Consider the following 17,870-nt stretch of genomic DNA (forward strand, 5'->3'; position numbering starts at 1 on the left):
GTGAAAGACCTCCGCGTAAACGCACCTACAGCGCAGGAACCGCCAGGAAAAGCGACGACAGCGCCTTCCATTTCCACGGAGAAAAGAAAAAAGGCGGTAAAGAAACCCCCAGCGGCTTTAACCGCAAAAAATTCTTTGATAAAACAAACGAGCGCTTTGCAGATAAACAGGACAGGAAAAAAGGTGTAAAAGTAAGAAGCACTAACGATAACGAACATACGAACGAACCTAAAGAAAGTATATTCGGGCCCGGAGAGATGCCGCTGAATAAATTTGTGGCGCATTGCGGTCTTTGCTCCCGCAGAAAAGCGGTAGACCTGATCAAGGAAGGTAAGGTAACCGTAAACGGGAAAGTGGTGCTTGAACCAGCTACCAAAGTAACCACCGCCGATGTGGTAACCATGCAGGATAAAAAAATCACTCCTACCAAAAACCTGGTATACATCCTCCTGAATAAACCCAAAGGCTACATCACCACCACCGATGACCCTGAAGGACGCAAAACTGTAATGGACCTGATCCAGGACGCAGCGGAAAATGAAAGGGTGTATCCTGTAGGACGCCTCGACCGTAATACTTCCGGATTACTGCTCCTCACCAACGATGGTGAACTGGCACAACGCCTGGCGCATCCCAAACACAATATCAAAAAGATTTACCAGGTAGAACTGGATAAGCCGCTTACCAAAGCTGATTTTGATAAGATCATTGCCGGCGTAACCCTGGAAGATGGCGTAGCGCTGGTAGATGCATTGGGCTATGTGGATCCGAAAGACAAAAAGCAGGTAGGCATCGAAATTCACAGCGGTAAAAACCGTATTGTGCGCCGCATCTTTGAGCACCTGGAATATACGGTGGAAAAGCTGGACCGCGTAATGTACGCGGGACTTACCAAGAAAACGCTGAACCGTGGCCAGTGGCGCTTCCTCAATGAGAAAGAAGTAATCCTGCTGAAACACTTTAAAAAATAACCGCCGAATTACGGAATGCGATTAACAGAACATATTATACTGGAAACGCCTGATTTTGTTGTGGTCAACAAGCCTTCAGGAATGCTTACATTACCCGACCGCCATGATAACGAGCTTACTTCCCTGATAGCTATCATGAAAAAGGCCTACGGGGAAATATATACCGTACACCGGCTCGACCGCGACACCAGCGGTATCATACTGTTTGCCCGTAACGAAGCAGCGCATAAATATTTCTCTCAGCTTTTTGAAAGCAGGGATGTAAAAAAGTTTTACCTGGGCCTCGTAAGCGGCCAGCCCATGCCTAAACAAGGCAATGTAAGCGAAGGTATTATGGAGCATCCTGTACAAAAAGGAAAAATGGTGACTAACCGTAAAGGAAAACCTTCTTCTACGGATTACGAGGTGCTGGAGGAATTTGGGCTTTACAGCCTGGTGAGGATGCAGATCCACACCGGCCGTACCCACCAGATCAGGGTGCATATGAAGTTCCTTGGGCATCCCATCGCAGTGGATGAATTTTATGGAAGCCCACAGCCTGTGCGCTTATCTTCCATAAAAAAGAAATTCAAATTAGGCAAACATACGGAGGAAGAACGGCCATTATTAAGCCGGTTGGCCCTGCATGCGTCTATGCTGATTTTCAAGGATCCTAACGGTAAGGAATATACGATTGAAGCGCCTTTACCAAAAGATATGAGCGCATTGCTGACACAGCTGCGAAAACACCGCGGCAAGCAGCCAGCTAATGAAGAATAAAATTGATACGGCCGGGTAAATTACCCGGCCGTATTTTTTCCCTGTTACTATCAGGACTATTTCACTAATTCAGTTGCTTTTCCCTCATCTGCTTTTATAGTGCTCCCGTTTTCAAGATAGATCTTACCATCCCTGTAAACGGCAGGATAAGTTTTCCCATCTTTAAAATAATTTCCGGGAATCGGGATATCTCCTGCTTTTCCAAGCTTCACAGGCGCTTTAAACCTGTCAATGATCCACTCCCCGGTAGAAGGACGAAACACCGCCATTTCAGCCCTGCCATCGCCGTCATAATCACCGGGAACGGGAATATCGCCAGGCACATGTTTTACCTGCAGCGGGATATTGCCCAGGGTTGTTTGCCATAAGGAATTGTCGGTACGGAATATTCCTACATCCAGCAGGCCATCCCCATCATAATCCGCCGGAACGGGGATTCCATTTTTATGCCCAAACCGGATACTGTCCATGCCATTAAAGTACCAGGTGAAGTTAGACGGGCGGTACACCGCAACATCTGCAAAACCATCGCCATCATAATCGCCGCATACCGGGATATCACCTTGTTGTCCGAGTGCAATGGCTTCTCCATCCCGGAAATAAAACTTTCCCTCAGAAGGCCGGAACACCGCCAGCTCCGTTTTGCCATCGCCGTTATAATCTGCCGGTGCGGGAATATCTCCCTCCTTACCAAATGCTATCTCCTGTTGTCCAGCTATCTTCCATACACCTGCAATAAAGAAAGCGATATCAGTTTGCTGATCATTGTTATAATCATGGTAACGGGCTACCGTTGTATGATGCAGCCAGGGAAGCGTAAATTCGCTGTCGGCATCTTTCTCTTCTTCACCGGTGTAAGGTGAAAAAGTACGGACACTGATCAGGTCTTTTGACCTGGAAAATTTCATCAGGCGCATTAATCCATGACCGCCATCTGGCCGGCTCTGGTAATCAGATAAAAACGACCTGATAATGTTCCCTGCATAACCATCCTGCCGGTATCCTTCTCCGTTGTCTCCCACATGTCCTGATAAGGTTAACATCACGTTAGGATAGCTTTTCAATCGATCGAACACACGCTGGGCCTGTTTGGAAAATTTCGGAAAGCCCTTCTCATTAGTACCTGCTTTTTTATTGAAATGAATGATAGAATGACTAACGAGTATTGCTTTCCTATCGCTGTATTTCTCCAATACCTGGCTGGCCCATTTATTCATTCCCTCGATATCTTCTCCATAGGAATCATATTCTAAAAAGATACTGATGAATCTAATTCCACCGGCTTCAAACAGATCATAATGGCTATCGTTATTGTTGCCATAATGACCGCCATACCATTTCTTATCTTTAAAATGCTCAATACCAAAATACTTGTTGTACTGATCCGTTTTACCACTTATGGGATACTGGCTTTTAGTCTGATCGTGATTCCCTACCGCCAAACCATATGGAATGCCCTGCGGATATCCTGGTTGTGGCTTTTCCAGTACATACATAGATGCGGCGGCATTTTCCCACTGCTGTGGGAACTTCTCACCATCGTCTGATATATCTCCCAGGTGAATCACATATTTAATGTTCTCCTTTACCGCATTCTTTACTATCCATTCTGTTTGTGCAGTAAACATTTCCTTCTTTCCGCCGTTCTTCTCCGAAGTGTAATACTGGGTATCGGGAAGAACAACAATTGAAAACTCATCTTCTTCTTTTGGCCTCTGCTCACCGGCAATGCTGTGGCCACTTCCAGCCAGCAGTAATAATATTCCAAATCCTCTTTTTAAAACCGCCCTGTGTAATTTCATCATGACATACTTGTTTAGAAACTGCTAAAAATAACCGGGGTTCTGGATGATCTTTGGATTTAACCCTACCTCATTTTGTGGTATTGGGAACAACAGCTGATGCTTATCAATTGCATAGGCATCTGAAGAAAGATAAGGAAGCTGCTCCCTGATCTTCACTCCAAAAGCATTGATCACCGTTAACGCCTTACCGCTTCTGAGCAGATCCGTCCATCGATGGTTTTCAAATGCCAGTTCAACTCTCCGCTCATGAAAAATTTTTTCTCTCAGCTGGGCAGGATCTGTGTTAGTGTAATCGGCCAGCCCGGCTCTTCTTCTTACCCTGTTCAAAGGAGTGAGTGCATCTGAAGATTTGCCCTGTTCATTTAAAGCTTCCGCAAGCAGGAGCAAGGCATCTGAAAAACGGTATACAGGAAAATCATCGCCGGAGCCGGTAGGCGCTTCCAGCGGGGCATGCAGGTATTTCTTAATGTAGGGAACACCGATCTTCCCGGGGGCTGGAACATAACCGATAATGTTTTTGACCGCCGAATAATTAAAATACCGGCTGGCGTCGTAAGTACCTTCTGCAATGCCGATAGAAGCATCCAGGCGCTTGTCGCCGGCCTCAAAATCGCTGATCAGATCATCACTGGGCGTATTCCATCCACCTGTACTGGTATTGTCGATTGAAATACCTGTTAACAGTTTGGTATCCTTACTTCTTGGCAAGAAATTAAAAGGAAGCGGATTAGGTGTAGCGCCTGTGAGGGTGCCTCCCAGGAACTGGATTTCGAAAACCGATTCCTTACCATTTTTATTTGATGGCATAAATGCATCCGCATAGTTGGCATTGAGATCATATCCCATGGTGAGCATGGTATTCAACAATTTCTCTGCCTCTGCCCACTTCTTCTGTAAGGCATACACTTCTGCCAGCAATATGGTAGCTGCGCCTTTTGTGGCCTCTCCTGTTTGCGGGAACTTTGCAGGAGGCGCCAGTTCAGCGATAGCATCCTGTGCATCAGCGATGATCTGCGCATATACTTCCTCTTCCGTAGCCCGGGCTTTAAAGGCATCTTCTGCAGTGGTTACTTCCTTTATAAAGAGTGGAACGCCTCCGTATAAACGCACCAGTTTAAAATAGTTCAGCGCTCTTAAAAATTTAGCTTGTCCATCCAGGCTGGCCTTCACATCATCTTTGAGATCGCTGCTTTTCAGTCTTTCGATTACAATATTACACCGGGAAATACCGGTATAACTATGCTGCCAGGTTGCAGCAACATAAGCATTGGTAGAGGTATTCGTAAAGTCTGAAATGTTTTCACGCTCTACAATAGAAGTACCCCTGTTACCTGGTATAGCCTGGTAAATAGTATTATCCGAGTGCATTTCGGAAGTGAAATAATCATTCACCAGTACATCCCTGAGCGGTGCATAAGCGGCTACCACAGCCGCTCTGAACTGTTGCTCCGTTTTATAGAATACGCCATCAGTATACGCATCTTCCGGCGACCGTTCAATAAAATCCTTCGTACAGGAGCTGGTTGCTGCACATAAAAGCGCGATCGCTAAATATATCTTTTTCATATTTCGTCAGCGTTAAATGATTATTTGAATGTGGTGGTAAATCCAAGAGAAAAGGTTCTTGGTATAGGATATGCGTTTTCGTCTACCCCAACACCCAGTGTAGGATCAGATCCACCCACATTTATCTCCGGGTTCATACCTGAATAGCCTGTAAGCACAAAAGCTTGCTGCACAGAGGCAAAAACCCGCAGGTTCTTTATCATCGCGTTTCTTAGCGGTACGGTATATCCCAATGTAATATTCTTCGCAGTCAGGTAAGATCCATCTTCTATCCATTGACTGTTTACCTGTCTTCCCATTGCGGTGGTACCGGATTTGGTACGTGGATAAATACCCGAACCGGGATTCTCTTCTGAGCGCCAACGATCGGCGGCTGCTGCCAATGGCACTCTTGATCCATCCATATTAGTCTGATAAGCCCATTTAGCTGCATTCAGTATTTTGCCGCCAACAGAAAAAGTCATGTCGATAGTCAGGTCAAAATTTTTGTACTTGAAGTTGTTGACAATACCGCCGGTAAATGTTGGCGTAGGATCACCAATAAAAGTGCGGTCGTTTACATCATCAATTACCCCATCGCCATTGATATCTTTTACCTTGATGGTTCCTATATCGGAGTTGCCATTCGGTTTGGCGGTAGTGCTTAAATACTTGGGAGAGTTGGCCAGGTCGGCGGCATCTTTATATAATCCTTCAAAAACAAAACCATAAAACTCACCAAGATGATGTCCTACCTGCTGGCGGTAATAGTCCGAGCTCACTGTGCCGTTTCTCCTGATATATCCCGGGTCTACCAGGTTGGTGATCAGGTTCCGGTCGAAAGACAGTGCCAGGTTGGTATTCCACTGCAACGCGCCGGTGAGGTTCTTTGAGCTTACAGAAAATTCGTGCCCCCACATTTTAAGCTCGCCCACATTGTAAATGATCTGGCTAAAGCCGGATGAAGTAGGAATGGCACGTTGCTGAATAAGCCCGTCGGTTAGTTTATGGTAGTAGTCGTACGTGAAATTAAGACGGTTATCGAACAGGCCAAGTTCCAGGCCAATGTCGAGCTGCTTGTTGCGCTCCCATCTCAGGTCCTTATTAGGCAGGCGGTTAATGGTTTGTCCCTGGGTAACCGTATTATTAAAGTTGTAGTAATAAGTTCCTATAGTGGCCTGCGGATCATAATTACCGGCAAAAAAGTTATTGCCTGTAATCCCGTAACTGGCACGGAGTTTCAGGAAGCTAACAGGCTTTACATGCTTCATAAATGATTCATCGCTAACAATCCAGCCTGCAGACACCGACGGGAAGCTACCCCACTGCGTATTCATCCCGAATTTTGAAGAGCCGTCGCGCCTGAGTGCGGCCGACAAAAGATATCTTCCTTTATAATTATAATTCAGTCTTCCTATGGTGGACAACAACGAATAAGATCCTGCGCCACTGCTGCCTGTAACGCTGGTGGCAGCGCTCAGGTATTCAATATCATCGCTGGTAAAACCGAGACCGGTGAGCGTGTTATTATAAGTGCTATATTCCTGTGCAGAGTAACCTACTAACGCCTCTATGTTGTGGTCTTTCAGGAAGGTTTTGTTATATACCAGGTTTCCTTCGGCTGTCCATGAGCCGTTATCAACAGCAGAGCTGGTGCCTGTGGTTTGCCCCTGTGTACCTGTAACCAGGCCGGACTGGAAATATTTACGGGTTTCTGCGCCCTTGTCTGCCGCCAGGTTTGCTTTAACGCTTAACCCTGGTAAAAATTCGTAGTTCAGGTAAATATTACCCAGTATACGGGTTGTTTTATAATCGTCGTTCGTTAATTCATAAGTAGCCAGTGGATTGATATAAGCCACCATACCGGGAGAAGCAACGTTGCGGGTATAGGTTCCATCCGCGTTGTAAGGACTTACCAGCGGACTGGCTTCGAAGAATCTTTCAAAATAACCTCCTACTCCATCACTATTCAGCCTGTTATTATGATCCAGCCTGTAGCTGGGCGCCAGGTTAAAACCTACTTTGAGCTTATTGTTTGCAGAAGTAAAGTCCTGGTTAAAGCGCATGGAGTATAACTTGGTTCCGGTGTTGATCAGTACGCCCTGTTGCTCCTGGTACCCGGCGATCACCGTAGAGGAGGAATGCTCGCGGGCTGATTGCACCGTGAGATCATAGCTTTGAATAGGAGCGGTTCTGGTTAAGAGTTTAAACCAGTTGGTGCCCTCACCATATTGCTCAGGGTTGTCATAAGCTGCGTGGTAGTCGGCAGAAACCGAATAGCCCGGTTCATATTTCACTCCATCTTCCGCGCGTTCTTTCATAAACGTGGCAAACTCCCTTGCGTTCATCATCCTCGGCAGCTTGCCTGTAGGGATCTTTTGCAGGCCGTAGTAGCTGGAGAATTCAATTTTTGCATCTCCTGGTTTTGCATGTTTGGTGGTAATGAGCACTACGCCGTTTGCCGCTCTTGATCCATACAATGCGGTAGCAGAAGCATCTTTCAGAAAACTATAGCTTTCAATTTCTGCAGGGTTAATATTATTGATGCTTCCTGTAACCGGGTTGCCATCAATTACAAAAAGCGGCTGATTGCTGGAATAGAAAGAGGCGGCGCCACGAATAATGAAGCCCATCCCCCGCCCGGGCTGGCCGCTGGTTTGGGATACCTGCACGCCGGCTACTTTTCCCTGTAACTGCTGGGCAAACTGTGTTACCGGCATATCCTGCATACCCGATGCGTCTACGGTTGCAATGGAACCAGTGATCTCACGGCTTTTCTGTTTTCCATAACTCACTACTACTTCTGTCAGTTTGTTATCCGCCAGTTGCATAGAGAAATCGAGCGTTGTGGTTTTCCCTTCCTTTATAACAGTGTTCGCTGATCTCTGAGATCGGAAAGAAATATAAGATACTTCAACAGTATAACTGCCTGGCTGAAGTTTTAAGGTGTAATTACCGTTTGCATCGCTCTGGGCCACCTGTCCGCTTTCCAGCACCCGCAGTGTGGCGCCGGGTAAAGCATTGCCTTTCTCATCCACCACCCGTCCTGATAATTTACCAGGTTCCTGTGGAACAGGTTTTGTGTCGATCACCACATAGCCTTCCACTATTTTATATTCAAGATTTGTGGTTGCCAGTACTTTTTCGATCAGATCCTTTACTGTTGATTTATCGGAATCGATACTGATCTGTTGTTTGAGCCCTGTCATTAATTTTTCCGGCAATACAAACCTGATACCGCTCTTTGCCTGGATGGTCAGCAGGCTTTCCTTGACGCTGGCATGATCCAGCTTAACAGCAATTACTTTGTCCAGATGCTGGCCCCGGGCATTTCCGGCGAAAAGCATCCCGATAAAGGTAAGTTGTGCGACTAAAAGTATACATGAACATCTCATCATAAACTTAATTGTGGGATGTAATCCTTTTTGCATTAATTCTCGTATTAATAGTTGGCCCGGGGTCAGCCGGAATTATTGTTACTTTAATCCTATATCCTTTTTGCCTTTGACGGGCCTACGGTTCTGACAACATCAAATGCGGCATCCTTATCCAGGATGGACAGCTTTTTTCTTAATACATATTGTTTGCTTTTATCTTTTAGGTTCAGCGAATAACGATCTCCCCGTTTTTCTTTTCATAATTAAAATGTCCTGCGGCCGCGAGTACATTTAATATTTTATCTATTGACCCACTGGCATCCACTGTCAGTGTCATTCTTTCCGTTGATTTTATGTGTTGCCTGAATATGATCTTCACATTATACCACCGCTGTAATACTTCGGCAATATCATTGAGCGGTGCGTTGCTGAATGTTAACCTGGCTTCCTTCAGATCCAGCACTTCTTCCGGGGCTACTGTTTCCATTTTAACTTCGTTGTGATCGAACAGTATTTTCCGGCCCGGGGTCAGCACCGCCAGCGCCCTGGAAAAGGTGCTGTCTACCTGGTCTACCCTTACTTTCCCAGTAGCTACTTCCACCAGTAAAGGTTTGTTTTCAAATGCTTCTATTTTAAAAGAAGTACCCAATACTTTTGTTTGCACGTGGCCGGTATGAACCGTAAATGGCTTATGTTTCTCCTGTGTTACTTCAAAAAAGGCTTCGCCGTATAAATAGATATCCCTGGTATCTTTTGAAAAGTTTTCCGGATACCTCAGGCTGCTGCCAGCTCCCAGGTATACTATACTGCTATCGGAAAGAATTATTTTTGACCGGTGCCCGTTCGGGTTACGGGTTTCTACAAGTGCTACCTGGTCTTCTTTTTTACTACTTAAATAGCTGATGATATAAATACCCATAGCGGCAAGGATGAGCCCAATCCAGATGGCTGCATTGCGCATAGATAATAAGCGCCTGAATATCCCTCTGCGTTTAGTAGTTAGCATTCCTATCCTTTCATACAAGGATCTTTTCAGATCCTGCTGCCGGGGATGAACAAAGGGATCGTGCTCAAACACTGCCCAGTCTTTAGCTGTATTTGCCGACAGGATTTCATCCAGCAATTTTTCTGATGCGGGATCTTTCAGAAATAAGTTTACAAGCCTTTCCTCTTCGGCCGAACATTCGCCCGCTAAAAACTTTTCTATTAATTCCCGGTTTATTTGTCTTGACATGCTATTTTAACAGAGCACAAAAAGTTCCCTTAATTATATAGGGACAAAAAAAAACAGGAAGGGCTATTCGTTATGGGAGAAATACAAAGACATAACTTTCTGGTAACATTAGCCTGCCGGTGATGGGTGTAAACGCCGTGTGCATTCTTATTACGGAAACATTGACTTGTTCCGGTTTTAAAGGGGCGTGCATTCAATTTGCCTTTTCGTGATAAGATTACAGGCGGGAAAAAGACAGCATCATTACCATAATAACCGGCAATACAGTATCACTATGGTTATTGAGCTGTTGTCTGAAATGATTCAGGGAGAATTTAATATGGTTCTTCACTGTATTAACAGAGATCTTGAGGTCGCTGGCTATTTCTGCATGGGTTCTGTTTCCTTCCCTGCTCATTTGAAATACGATTCTTCGCTGGGGGCTCAGGGAATCGAGATGGAAAAGATATTTCTCCTCCAGCTCCCTGGTATATAGTTGATGATCGGCAGGGGAAGCTACAAAAGAAAGATCGTTTTCAATAAATTCAATAGGTGTTATGGCAATTGCTTTTTTGCGGATGGCCTTAATAGTGGCGTTTTTGGCCGCTCTGAAGATATATGGTTTAAAATCGCCTTCTATCTGCAGTGTATGTCTTTTATCCCATATCCACATCATCAGGTCCATGATGGCCTCTTCTGCAAAATATTCATCCTTCACATAGCCAAGCGCATAATTATACAGCCTTCCAAAGTAACGGTCAAATAAGTTATTAAATGCTTTGAGATCATCTTTGGTACATTCTTCCAGTAGCTGCTTATCTGATAGTGAACTATATTCCATAAAAATGGATTGAATGTATTTTTCAGCAAAACTAGAGTCCCGCTTTTATTTTTCTGCTACGCGGAATGTTAACTGTGCATTAATAAACTGTTACCTGTTCATAATATGGAAGCCGAGGTGTTAAATATAAAACCTGGTTTTAGTGTATGGGTAGAAAATAACCAGGTAGAAGGCTGTACATATAGATAGATGCACATTTTTTCAGGGAATAACCAGGTTGGTGATAATCAGTGTTGCTGGCTTTTCGGGGCATAAAAAAAACGGGGAGAAATCCCCGTTTCGTAAAAATCAAAAACCAACCATTAAAAAGTCTTTATAGAGAAGCCTTGCGGCCCTTTAAATATTATTTATTTGGCTGTGGTGTTGTTCTCAGGTAAGGCTTGATAATTTTATGCCCTTTCGGAAAACGTGCAGGAATATCTGCTGTTGGCACCGCTGCCGTAACAATTACATCTTCACCATCTTTCCAGTCTGCCGGGGTGGCCACGCTGTATTTAGCGGTCAGCTGCAGAGAGTCCAATACGCGGAGCACTTCTACGAAGTTTCTTCCGGTAGAGGCCGGGTAAGTGATAATGAGCTTTATTTTCTTGTCTGGTCCGATAATAAACAAGGATCTGACAGTAAATGTTTCAGAGGCATTTGGATGAATCATATCATACAGGTTTGCCACTGTTTTGTTTTCGTCTGCAATAATAGGAAAAGTTACGTCACACTGTTGTGTTTCGTTAATATCATTTATCCAGCTCAGGTGTTTATCCAGCGGATCCACGCTTACAGCCAGCACTTTGGTATTACGTTTTGCGAACTCGTCCTTTAACTGGGCAGTTCTGCCCAATTCGGTGGTACATACCGGTGTAAAGTCTGCCGGATGAGAAAACAGGATCCCCCAACCTTCGCCGAGGTAATCGTAAAAATCTATTTCCCCTATTGTGGTATTGGCCTTGAAATTAGGAGCAGCATCTCCCAGTCTTAAACTCATAGCTTTACGATTTAATTGACCAAAAATAGCATTTTCCTACAAAATTTATAGACTTTAAGGGAATTTTTTCACAAATTTGCGCTTTTTTTTCCGGCGGGGAAGAATTTGGGAGTTAACAAACAATGGAAATAGGGGGTTAATTCAAACGGGACCCGGGCGGATGCCCATGGGTATCAGGGGTTAACGTACATGGATGCAAGGCAAGGCGGTTAACATAAACGGACCCGGGGTTAACATCAACAGATGTCCGGAAATTAACATACATGGATGCCGGGGTTAACATAAATGGATTTTTTCTCATCATTATGCGTTTCAGGGCTAACGTAATGGATACAGGGTTTATCAATAGATAAAAATATGGTCAGTCTCTATTTGGCTGCAGAAGTATGTAATTGCCAGGCATAATAAGCCATACTGAACTTGTTATCGTTTTCCAGTGCGGCCATTGCCCGGGCAGCATCTTCTCCCAGCTCTAATTCAATAAATCCGAGATACAGGTTATAGGCATCATGAAGCATTTGTATACAGTGCTCCATTTTTTCGTTGATGTTGTTGGAGTTATACTGTGCTGCAGGCGGCAATGTAGGCTGTACGGGCACCGGCATCTGGATCACGCGCTCAATATAGTAGCACTCCTCGTCCGCATATGCTTCCCAGTTGTCATCCTGCTGCAGGCAGGGCCTTCTCATATGAAATATGAGACGATCAAATACCACTGCTGCCCCGAGTTCAGCCTCCAGATCTATGATATCCGGCGTACGGCGCATATCCTCCAGTTTCTTCACAATCGTCATTTGTACGGCATCATGCTTATCCTGGCTGAAGCGCAGCATGGTGTTCATTACTTCATAAGTAGTTACAAAATCGCAGGGATACCACACCTCATCCAGTAGCGCCTGGCCCCAGAGCGTCAGATAGTTGGAGTCATCCATGATGATTTGCCCAATTGAAATGGCCTGTACCTGCGTAATTGCTGTAGTTGTATTTACCTTATTCATAACCATGAGGTTTTAATAACACTACAAATCTACCGGCCCCGCACGCAAGGGATTTGCGTAGTGATCTTTTGATGATAATTTTTTTAATCCTCGTTGCAAAAGCGGGAATTGTTTATTTTTATTATCTAAATTTTATCTTTTGCCAAAGAATAAAGACGCGGTGTCGCGCTACCGCTGGATCGACGAGCGGCTGCGCAGCAAGCAGAAACCCAAACCTACCCTGGATAACCTGATTGAATATGTATCGGATAAAATGGGCACTGCAATTTCTACCCGCACCATCCAGAAAGATATCCAGGATATGCGCCAGGACCCTGAACTGAATTATATGGCGCCTATCGTATATGAGCGCAGCAGCGGTACTTACCGCTACTCAGACGATAGTTTCTCCATCAGTAATTCCCCTATAGAAGAAGCGGATCTGCAGGGGCTGGAAATTGCCATTGGTATACTGGAACAATTCCGGAGCCTGCCGGTGGTACAGCAATTTGAAGACGCTATCCTGAAAATTGCGGCCAGCCTGAAAATGAACCGGGAAGCCCTTCAGCATAAAGGGCTCATTAAGTTTACAAGGGCCTCTCAATATAAGGGCGCAGAACATATCCCGGAAATAGTGGACGCTATTAAAAACCTGGAAGTGATCCGCATTGCCTATCAGAGCTTCGACCGCGATGAGCCTAAAGAGCACTGGGTGGAACCCTACCATCTCCGTGAATACCAGCACCGCTTTTACCTGATCGGTAAAAGCCAGAAAACACGCGGCGGCGCAGTAGTCACCTTTGCACTGGACCGGGTAGTGAAACTATGGCCCACCAATAAACATTTCGATGAGAAAAATTTTGATGAAGCCAGCTACTTCCAGCACGCAGTAGGCATCACTGTGCACGATGGAGATCCTGAACATGTATTACTGAGCTTCACCCCGCGGCAGGGTAAGTATATAAAATCACAGCCCATCCACTCCTCCCAGGAAATAGTGGAAGATAACAATGATGAATGCCGTGTATCCCTTCACGTGGTTATTAACCCGGAACTTACCATGACCCTGCTGAGTTATGGCTCCCAGGTAAAAGTGCTGAAACCCGCGCACCTGGCTAAGAAAATGGCTGAGGAAGCCAAAGCCATGGCAGCGCAGTATAAATAAACCAACCCGCTATCGGGCTGTACATAGCCCGATAGCGGAACTCCCGTTAAGGATTGGGTTTAGCAAACAAACTATCTGCCACCGGCTGGTTTGTTTCAATCTTCACAATGTTTATTTTTACCCCACCCGGCTCCTGCTCCGTAATTCCAGGATAAGCAAGTCCTTCCGGTGTTTTTTTGTAATCAGACAATAACGTTACGATGTCCGTCTCCTGTCCCTGTACATTCACATGATTAGTGGCCTTTACCAACAGGTAGGTTTTGGCATCCAGGTAAGCAATCCCTGATACGCCATCAGCAGAAGTAACCTTCAGCTTATAAGCCGGAGATCCGTTCACAGTATCTTTACCCAGCACTTCTATCTTTTTGCCTTTGTTTTTATAGTCGTACAGCTCTCCCCTGAGATCCAGCTGGGTTTTCATCAGCTTCACCATCTCCGGGTTCATGTCCTGCGGCGTTGTTTGCTGCATCACCGGCATCAGGCTCCAGCCGGCATTACGGGTCACCACCTGTACATTGCTGGTACCATTTACCGCAAACTCCAGCCGCATGGCCTCATCCTGCTTCACCCAACGCTTAATAGGAATCGTTTGCCCCTGCACTTCCATATTTCCCTCTGCATACTGCGATTTGATGCCTTTCAATTTCTCATTACCTCCCATCGCCTCGATATTCTTAGCAATCAGTTCATCAGCAGATTGGGCGCCGGCGCAATAGCCAGCCATCAGCAAAGCGGTTAACAGTGTGTAAAACCTGGTTCCTTTCACCATAAAAAAATGTTTTCCGTTGAACAATAAAGATGCCTCAAAGCAACTCCGGCATCTCTTTTCAAAAAATACGCCAGCATTGAAAATACAACCTATTCCTTAGCTTTGCAAAATGAATACATTCCAGCTCTCAGGCAACCTGGTAGACATACTGCAACAGGAAATATACCCGGCTACGCTTCATATAAAAAATGGCCGCATCAGCAACATCGAACGCAACAATAACCAATACAGCACCTACCTGCTCCCAGGCTTCACGGATGCGCACGTACATGTGGAAAGCGCTATGCTCATTCCTTCAGAATTCGCCCGGCTGGCTGTTGTGCACGGCACCATTGCCACTGTAAGCGATCCCCACGAAATAGCCAATGTAATGGGTGTGAAAGGCGTGGAATATATGCTTGAAAATGGCAAAAAAGTGCCGTTCCGGTTTAATTTCGGCGCGCCTTCCTGCGTGCCCGCCACCACATTTGAAACTGCCGGTGCAACTGTAACCGTGGCCGATATTGAAGCGTTACTGCAAAGAGACGATATCAGGTATCTTACAGAAATGATGAACTTCCCGGGCGTACTGCATAAAGACCCGGAAGTACTCGCCAAAATAGCTGCTGCACAAAAAGCCGGCAAGCCTGTAGATGGCCATGCTCCGGGGCTTCGTGGTGAAACAGTCGCCGCTTATATTGCCGCCGGCATCAGTACAGACCATGAATGCTTTACCATAGAAGAAGCCCTGGATAAACTCCAGTATGGCATGCATATCCTCATCCGTGAAGGAAGCGCTGCAAAAAACTTCGAGGCCTTGTATCCACTGCTGCATGATCATGCCGACCGCATTATGTTTTGCAGCGACGACAAGCACCCCGACAACCTGGTGGAAGGCCATATTAACCTTCTTGTGAAACGGGCGCTGGCCTATGGTGTAGACCTGTTCAAAGTATTAAAGGCGGCCTGCATTAACCCGGTGCTGCATTATAAACTGGACAATGGTTTACTCCGTGTAAATGATCCGGCAGATTTTATTGTAACAGATGATCTGCAAAACTTTAACATACTGGCCACTTATATTAACGGTGTGAAAGTGGCGGAAAACGGTCAAACGCTGATACCTTCCATTCCCTCATCTCCCGTAAATAATTTTATAGCAGACCCGGTAACTGCTGATGATATTCGTATAGCCATTAACGATAGTAATGTAAAGGAGATAAAGGTGAAAGTGATCGGCGCAATGGACGGGCAGCTGATCACGAATGCCCTCTCCGCCGTATTGCCCGTGAACAACGGCCGGATAGCCAGCGATACGCAACAGGATATCCTGAAACTGGTAGTAATAAACCGCTACCGGAAAGCACCGCCGGCCATAGCATTCATTCATGGCTTCGGCCTGAAACATGGCGCCATTGCATCTTCCGTGGCACACGATAGTCACAACATCATTGCGGTAGGAACCACCGATGAAAACATTGCAGCAGCCATCAATACCGTGATTACAGAACAGGGCGGCATCAGCGCCGTGGGTAACGGAATAACGCAGGGGTTACCACTGCCGGTAGCAGGACTGATGAGTAACCTCGACGGCTATACGGTGGCCGCTCAATACAGCGCGCTGGACAAAGCAGCAAAAGAGCTGGGATCCACACTCGCATCTCCCTTCATGACATTATCCTTTATGGCGTTACTGGTAATCCCGCATTTAAAATTGAGCGACCTGGGATTGTTTGATGGCGACAGTTTCCAGTTTACAGCCCCTTACTAAGTAAGAGATCGACCCAAGAGTAGCTGTTGGTATTACGCCACCCGGTTTCCGTAAGATAAACAACTTTCGTAGCAGCAATCCCTGCTAAACCTGCCGGTCTGCCGGTAGCGTCACCCATCTTATTAGCCAACGTATTACCAGCAAGCGAACACATCAATTAAAAGATAAGCCTTATATAACCTATATATAAGGCTTAGATAACCCTTATATAAGCCTTATCTAATAGATATGGTTTATGAATAGCTTATCATCCTTTTATTTAAAGGTAGGCTATATAGAAAGGTAAAATAGCGTAGGGCTATGGCCTTAATGGCTGTTGATTTCAAAAATTGCGGGATTATTGGAAGGATTATCTTAAAGTGGAGAAAGTACCGGCCGATTCATTTAGGGCCGACCCAGGAGTGGCTGTTGCGCTACTCTTATAAAAAAGGCTCAATAACCTTTTACTTAATTTAGTTTAAAAGGTTATTGGGCCTTTGTTGTTCGCAAGACAATATTGTTACTACAAAGCAAGACTGGTATTAAGCCTGTATAAGCTGTTTTGGATCAACCCCATTGCGGGTTAATGAGTGGTCCATAACGCACCATTAATGGAATCTCTTGATGCGCCGGTAACCCCGCTCAATACATTTTCCTCCTGCCTCCAGCGCAATGTTCCGATGAGCGCCATAATCAGCGCTTCTTTGAAGCTAACCGTTTGTTCATCCGGTACTTCTACGGTAACATCCAGCGGCTCCAGCTGTTGCCGGATCATGTTTACCAGGAAAGTATTAAATGCGCCGCCACCGGTTACCAGCATTTTGCCGGGTCCTTCCGGCAGCTGCGCCTTCAGTGCTTTTACAGCAAGGCTTACCTGTGCAGCAATATGCTCTACATATGTGCGGAGCTTGCCCTGTACAGAAAGCCGCAAAGGCGCTATCAGCGGCAGTATGGTATCCGTACCAAAATCATTGGCCAGTGATTTGGGCCATGGTTTGGTGTAATAATCCAGTTGATTTAATTGCTCCAGCAGGCTGCTATCAGCCACACCGCCGGCAGCCAGTGCCCCGCCATCATCATAAGGCTTATTCAGCGCTGCAGCCAGTGAATTTAACACCCGGTTAGCCGGGCATATATCAAACGCTACAAACTGCTCCGGCAGCTGTGCAGAAATATTGGCAATACCACCCAGGTTAAGCCAGTACTGGTATCCAGGCAACAGGTACTTCTCGCCGATAGGCACTATAGGCGCTCCTTGTCCGCCCAGCGCCACATCCACAGCCCGCAGGTCGTTGATAACAGGCAAGCCTGTTACGGCGGCAATAGCAGCGCCATCGCCCAGCTGCGCCGTCATCTGCTGTGCGGGTATATGAAACGTGGTATGGCCATGTGAAGCGATGAAATGAACTTTATGATCCAGCTGGTTCCTTTCAATAAAATCCAGGATACGCCTGCCGGTATAATGCCCGTAAGCGGTATGCAGCAGCAGGTAATCTTTTGCAGGCAGCGAGGTAGCCTGTGCCAGCTTCTCCGCCCATTCCGGCTCATAAGGCAGGCTCTCTGAGGCCCTGATAACATAGGTCCATTGTCCGCGTATCTCGGTCAGTTCTGCAAAAACTATATCTAATCCGTCTAATGAGCTACCAGACATGGTGCCAATCACGTTATATACCATCGACAAAAAAATTTCAGCAAAGGTAGTTTTAAAATATTTTTTTTACGATTTATGGAAACAGGACC

Annotated in this window: 13 protein-coding genes; 4 read left to right on the forward strand and 9 right to left on the reverse strand. The window is 45.8% G+C overall.

Going from position 1 to position 17,870, the window contains the following annotated elements; all coding sequences use genetic code 11:
- A partial coding sequence (locus VIM72_RS25465; protein WP_332005640.1) for a pseudouridine synthase occupies positions 1 to 971 on the forward strand: 971 nt, incomplete at its 5' end.
- A gap of 15 nt (positions 972 to 986) precedes the next feature.
- The gene (locus tag VIM72_RS25470; RefSeq protein WP_332005641.1) at positions 987 to 1,730 is read left to right on the forward strand and encodes an RluA family pseudouridine synthase; all 744 of its coding nucleotides are present in this window, start codon (positions 987 to 989) and stop codon (positions 1,728 to 1,730) included.
- Between the two features lie 56 nt (positions 1,731 to 1,786).
- On the opposite strand, the gene VIM72_RS25475 is transcribed toward VIM72_RS25470, so the two are convergent.
- From VIM72_RS25475 to VIM72_RS25505, 7 genes are all read right to left on the reverse strand, one after another.
- Positions 1,787 to 3,535 (reverse strand): metallophosphoesterase, encoded by a 1,749-nt coding sequence (locus VIM72_RS25475; RefSeq protein ID WP_332005642.1) that lies wholly within the window; start codon positions 3,533 to 3,535, stop codon positions 1,787 to 1,789.
- A 21-nt stretch (positions 3,536 to 3,556) separates the two neighbouring features.
- A complete protein-coding gene (locus VIM72_RS25480; protein WP_332005643.1) occupies positions 3,557 to 5,101 on the reverse strand; it encodes a RagB/SusD family nutrient uptake outer membrane protein in 1,545 nt (514 codons plus the stop codon).
- 20 nt (positions 5,102 to 5,121) lie between these two features.
- Positions 5,122 to 8,427 carry a TonB-dependent receptor gene (locus VIM72_RS25485; RefSeq protein WP_332005644.1) on the reverse strand — a complete coding sequence of 1,102 codons (3,306 nt, stop codon included), beginning with the start codon at positions 8,425 to 8,427 and terminating at the stop codon, positions 5,122 to 5,124.
- A gap of 256 nt (positions 8,428 to 8,683) precedes the next feature.
- Positions 8,684 to 9,691, reverse strand: coding sequence for a FecR family protein (locus VIM72_RS25490; protein ID WP_332005645.1), 1,008 nt, complete (start codon positions 9,689 to 9,691; stop codon positions 8,684 to 8,686).
- Between the two features lie 217 nt (positions 9,692 to 9,908).
- Positions 9,909 to 10,511 (reverse strand): RNA polymerase sigma-70 factor, encoded by a 603-nt coding sequence (locus tag VIM72_RS25495; RefSeq protein ID WP_332005646.1) that lies wholly within the window; start codon positions 10,509 to 10,511, stop codon positions 9,909 to 9,911.
- 343 nt (positions 10,512 to 10,854) lie between these two features.
- Positions 10,855 to 11,490 (reverse strand): peroxiredoxin, encoded by a 636-nt coding sequence (locus VIM72_RS25500; RefSeq protein WP_332005647.1) that lies wholly within the window; start codon positions 11,488 to 11,490, stop codon positions 10,855 to 10,857.
- A gap of 368 nt (positions 11,491 to 11,858) precedes the next feature.
- Positions 11,859 to 12,488, reverse strand: a complete 630-nt coding sequence (locus VIM72_RS25505) for a hypothetical protein (protein WP_332005648.1) — start codon at positions 12,486 to 12,488, stop codon at positions 11,859 to 11,861.
- A gap of 139 nt (positions 12,489 to 12,627) precedes the next feature.
- On the opposite strand from VIM72_RS25505, the gene VIM72_RS25510 reads away from it, so the two are divergent.
- Complete coding sequence (locus VIM72_RS25510; RefSeq protein WP_332005649.1) at positions 12,628 to 13,632, forward strand: WYL domain-containing protein; 1,005 nt, start codon at positions 12,628 to 12,630, stop codon at positions 13,630 to 13,632.
- A 46-nt stretch (positions 13,633 to 13,678) separates the two neighbouring features.
- On the opposite strand, the gene VIM72_RS25515 is transcribed toward VIM72_RS25510, so the two are convergent.
- Positions 13,679 to 14,401 carry a hypothetical protein gene (locus tag VIM72_RS25515; RefSeq protein WP_332005650.1) on the reverse strand — a complete coding sequence of 241 codons (723 nt, stop codon included), beginning with the start codon at positions 14,399 to 14,401 and terminating at the stop codon, positions 13,679 to 13,681.
- A 109-nt stretch (positions 14,402 to 14,510) separates the two neighbouring features.
- Between VIM72_RS25515 and ade the strand changes: the two genes are divergently transcribed.
- A complete protein-coding gene (ade, locus tag VIM72_RS25520; protein WP_332005651.1) occupies positions 14,511 to 16,151 on the forward strand; it encodes an adenine deaminase in 1,641 nt (546 codons plus the stop codon).
- 562 nt (positions 16,152 to 16,713) lie between these two features.
- Here ade and VIM72_RS25525 read toward each other — a convergent pair.
- The gene (locus VIM72_RS25525) at positions 16,714 to 17,805 is read right to left on the reverse strand and encodes an anhydro-N-acetylmuramic acid kinase (protein ID WP_332005652.1); all 1,092 of its coding nucleotides are present in this window, start codon (positions 17,803 to 17,805) and stop codon (positions 16,714 to 16,716) included.
- Between the last annotated feature and the right edge of the window lie 65 nt (positions 17,806 to 17,870).

Origin of the sequence: Chitinophaga sp. (genome assembly GCF_036569185.1) — a bacterium.
Classification (GTDB): Bacteria; Bacteroidota; Bacteroidia; order Chitinophagales; family Chitinophagaceae; genus Chitinophaga.

Excerpts from the sequence above, each read along its gene's own strand:
- VIM72_RS25470 (WP_332005641.1), top strand. The coding sequence starts at position 987 with ATGCGATTAACAGAACATATTATACTGGAAACGCCTGATTTTGTTGTG.
- VIM72_RS25475 (WP_332005642.1), bottom strand. The coding sequence starts at position 3,535 with ATGATGAAATTACACAGGGCGGTTTTAAAAAGAGGATTTGGAATATTA.
- VIM72_RS25480 (WP_332005643.1), bottom strand. The coding sequence starts at position 5,101 with ATGAAAAAGATATATTTAGCGATCGCGCTTTTATGTGCAGCAACCAGC.
- VIM72_RS25485 (WP_332005644.1), bottom strand. The coding sequence starts at position 8,427 with ATGCTTTTCGCCGGAAATGCCCGGGGCCAGCATCTGGACAAAGTAATT.
- VIM72_RS25490 (WP_332005645.1), bottom strand. The coding sequence starts at position 9,691 with ATGTCAAGACAAATAAACCGGGAATTAATAGAAAAGTTTTTAGCGGGC.
- VIM72_RS25495 (WP_332005646.1), bottom strand. The coding sequence starts at position 10,511 with ATGGAATATAGTTCACTATCAGATAAGCAGCTACTGGAAGAATGTACC.
- VIM72_RS25500 (WP_332005647.1), bottom strand. The coding sequence starts at position 11,490 with ATGAGTTTAAGACTGGGAGATGCTGCTCCTAATTTCAAGGCCAATACC.
- VIM72_RS25505 (WP_332005648.1), bottom strand. The coding sequence starts at position 12,488 with ATGAATAAGGTAAATACAACTACAGCAATTACGCAGGTACAGGCCATT.
- VIM72_RS25515 (WP_332005650.1), bottom strand. The coding sequence starts at position 14,401 with ATGGTGAAAGGAACCAGGTTTTACACACTGTTAACCGCTTTGCTGATG.
- ade (WP_332005651.1), top strand. The coding sequence starts at position 14,511 with ATGAATACATTCCAGCTCTCAGGCAACCTGGTAGACATACTGCAACAG.
- VIM72_RS25525 (WP_332005652.1), bottom strand. The coding sequence starts at position 17,805 with ATGGTATATAACGTGATTGGCACCATGTCTGGTAGCTCATTAGACGGA.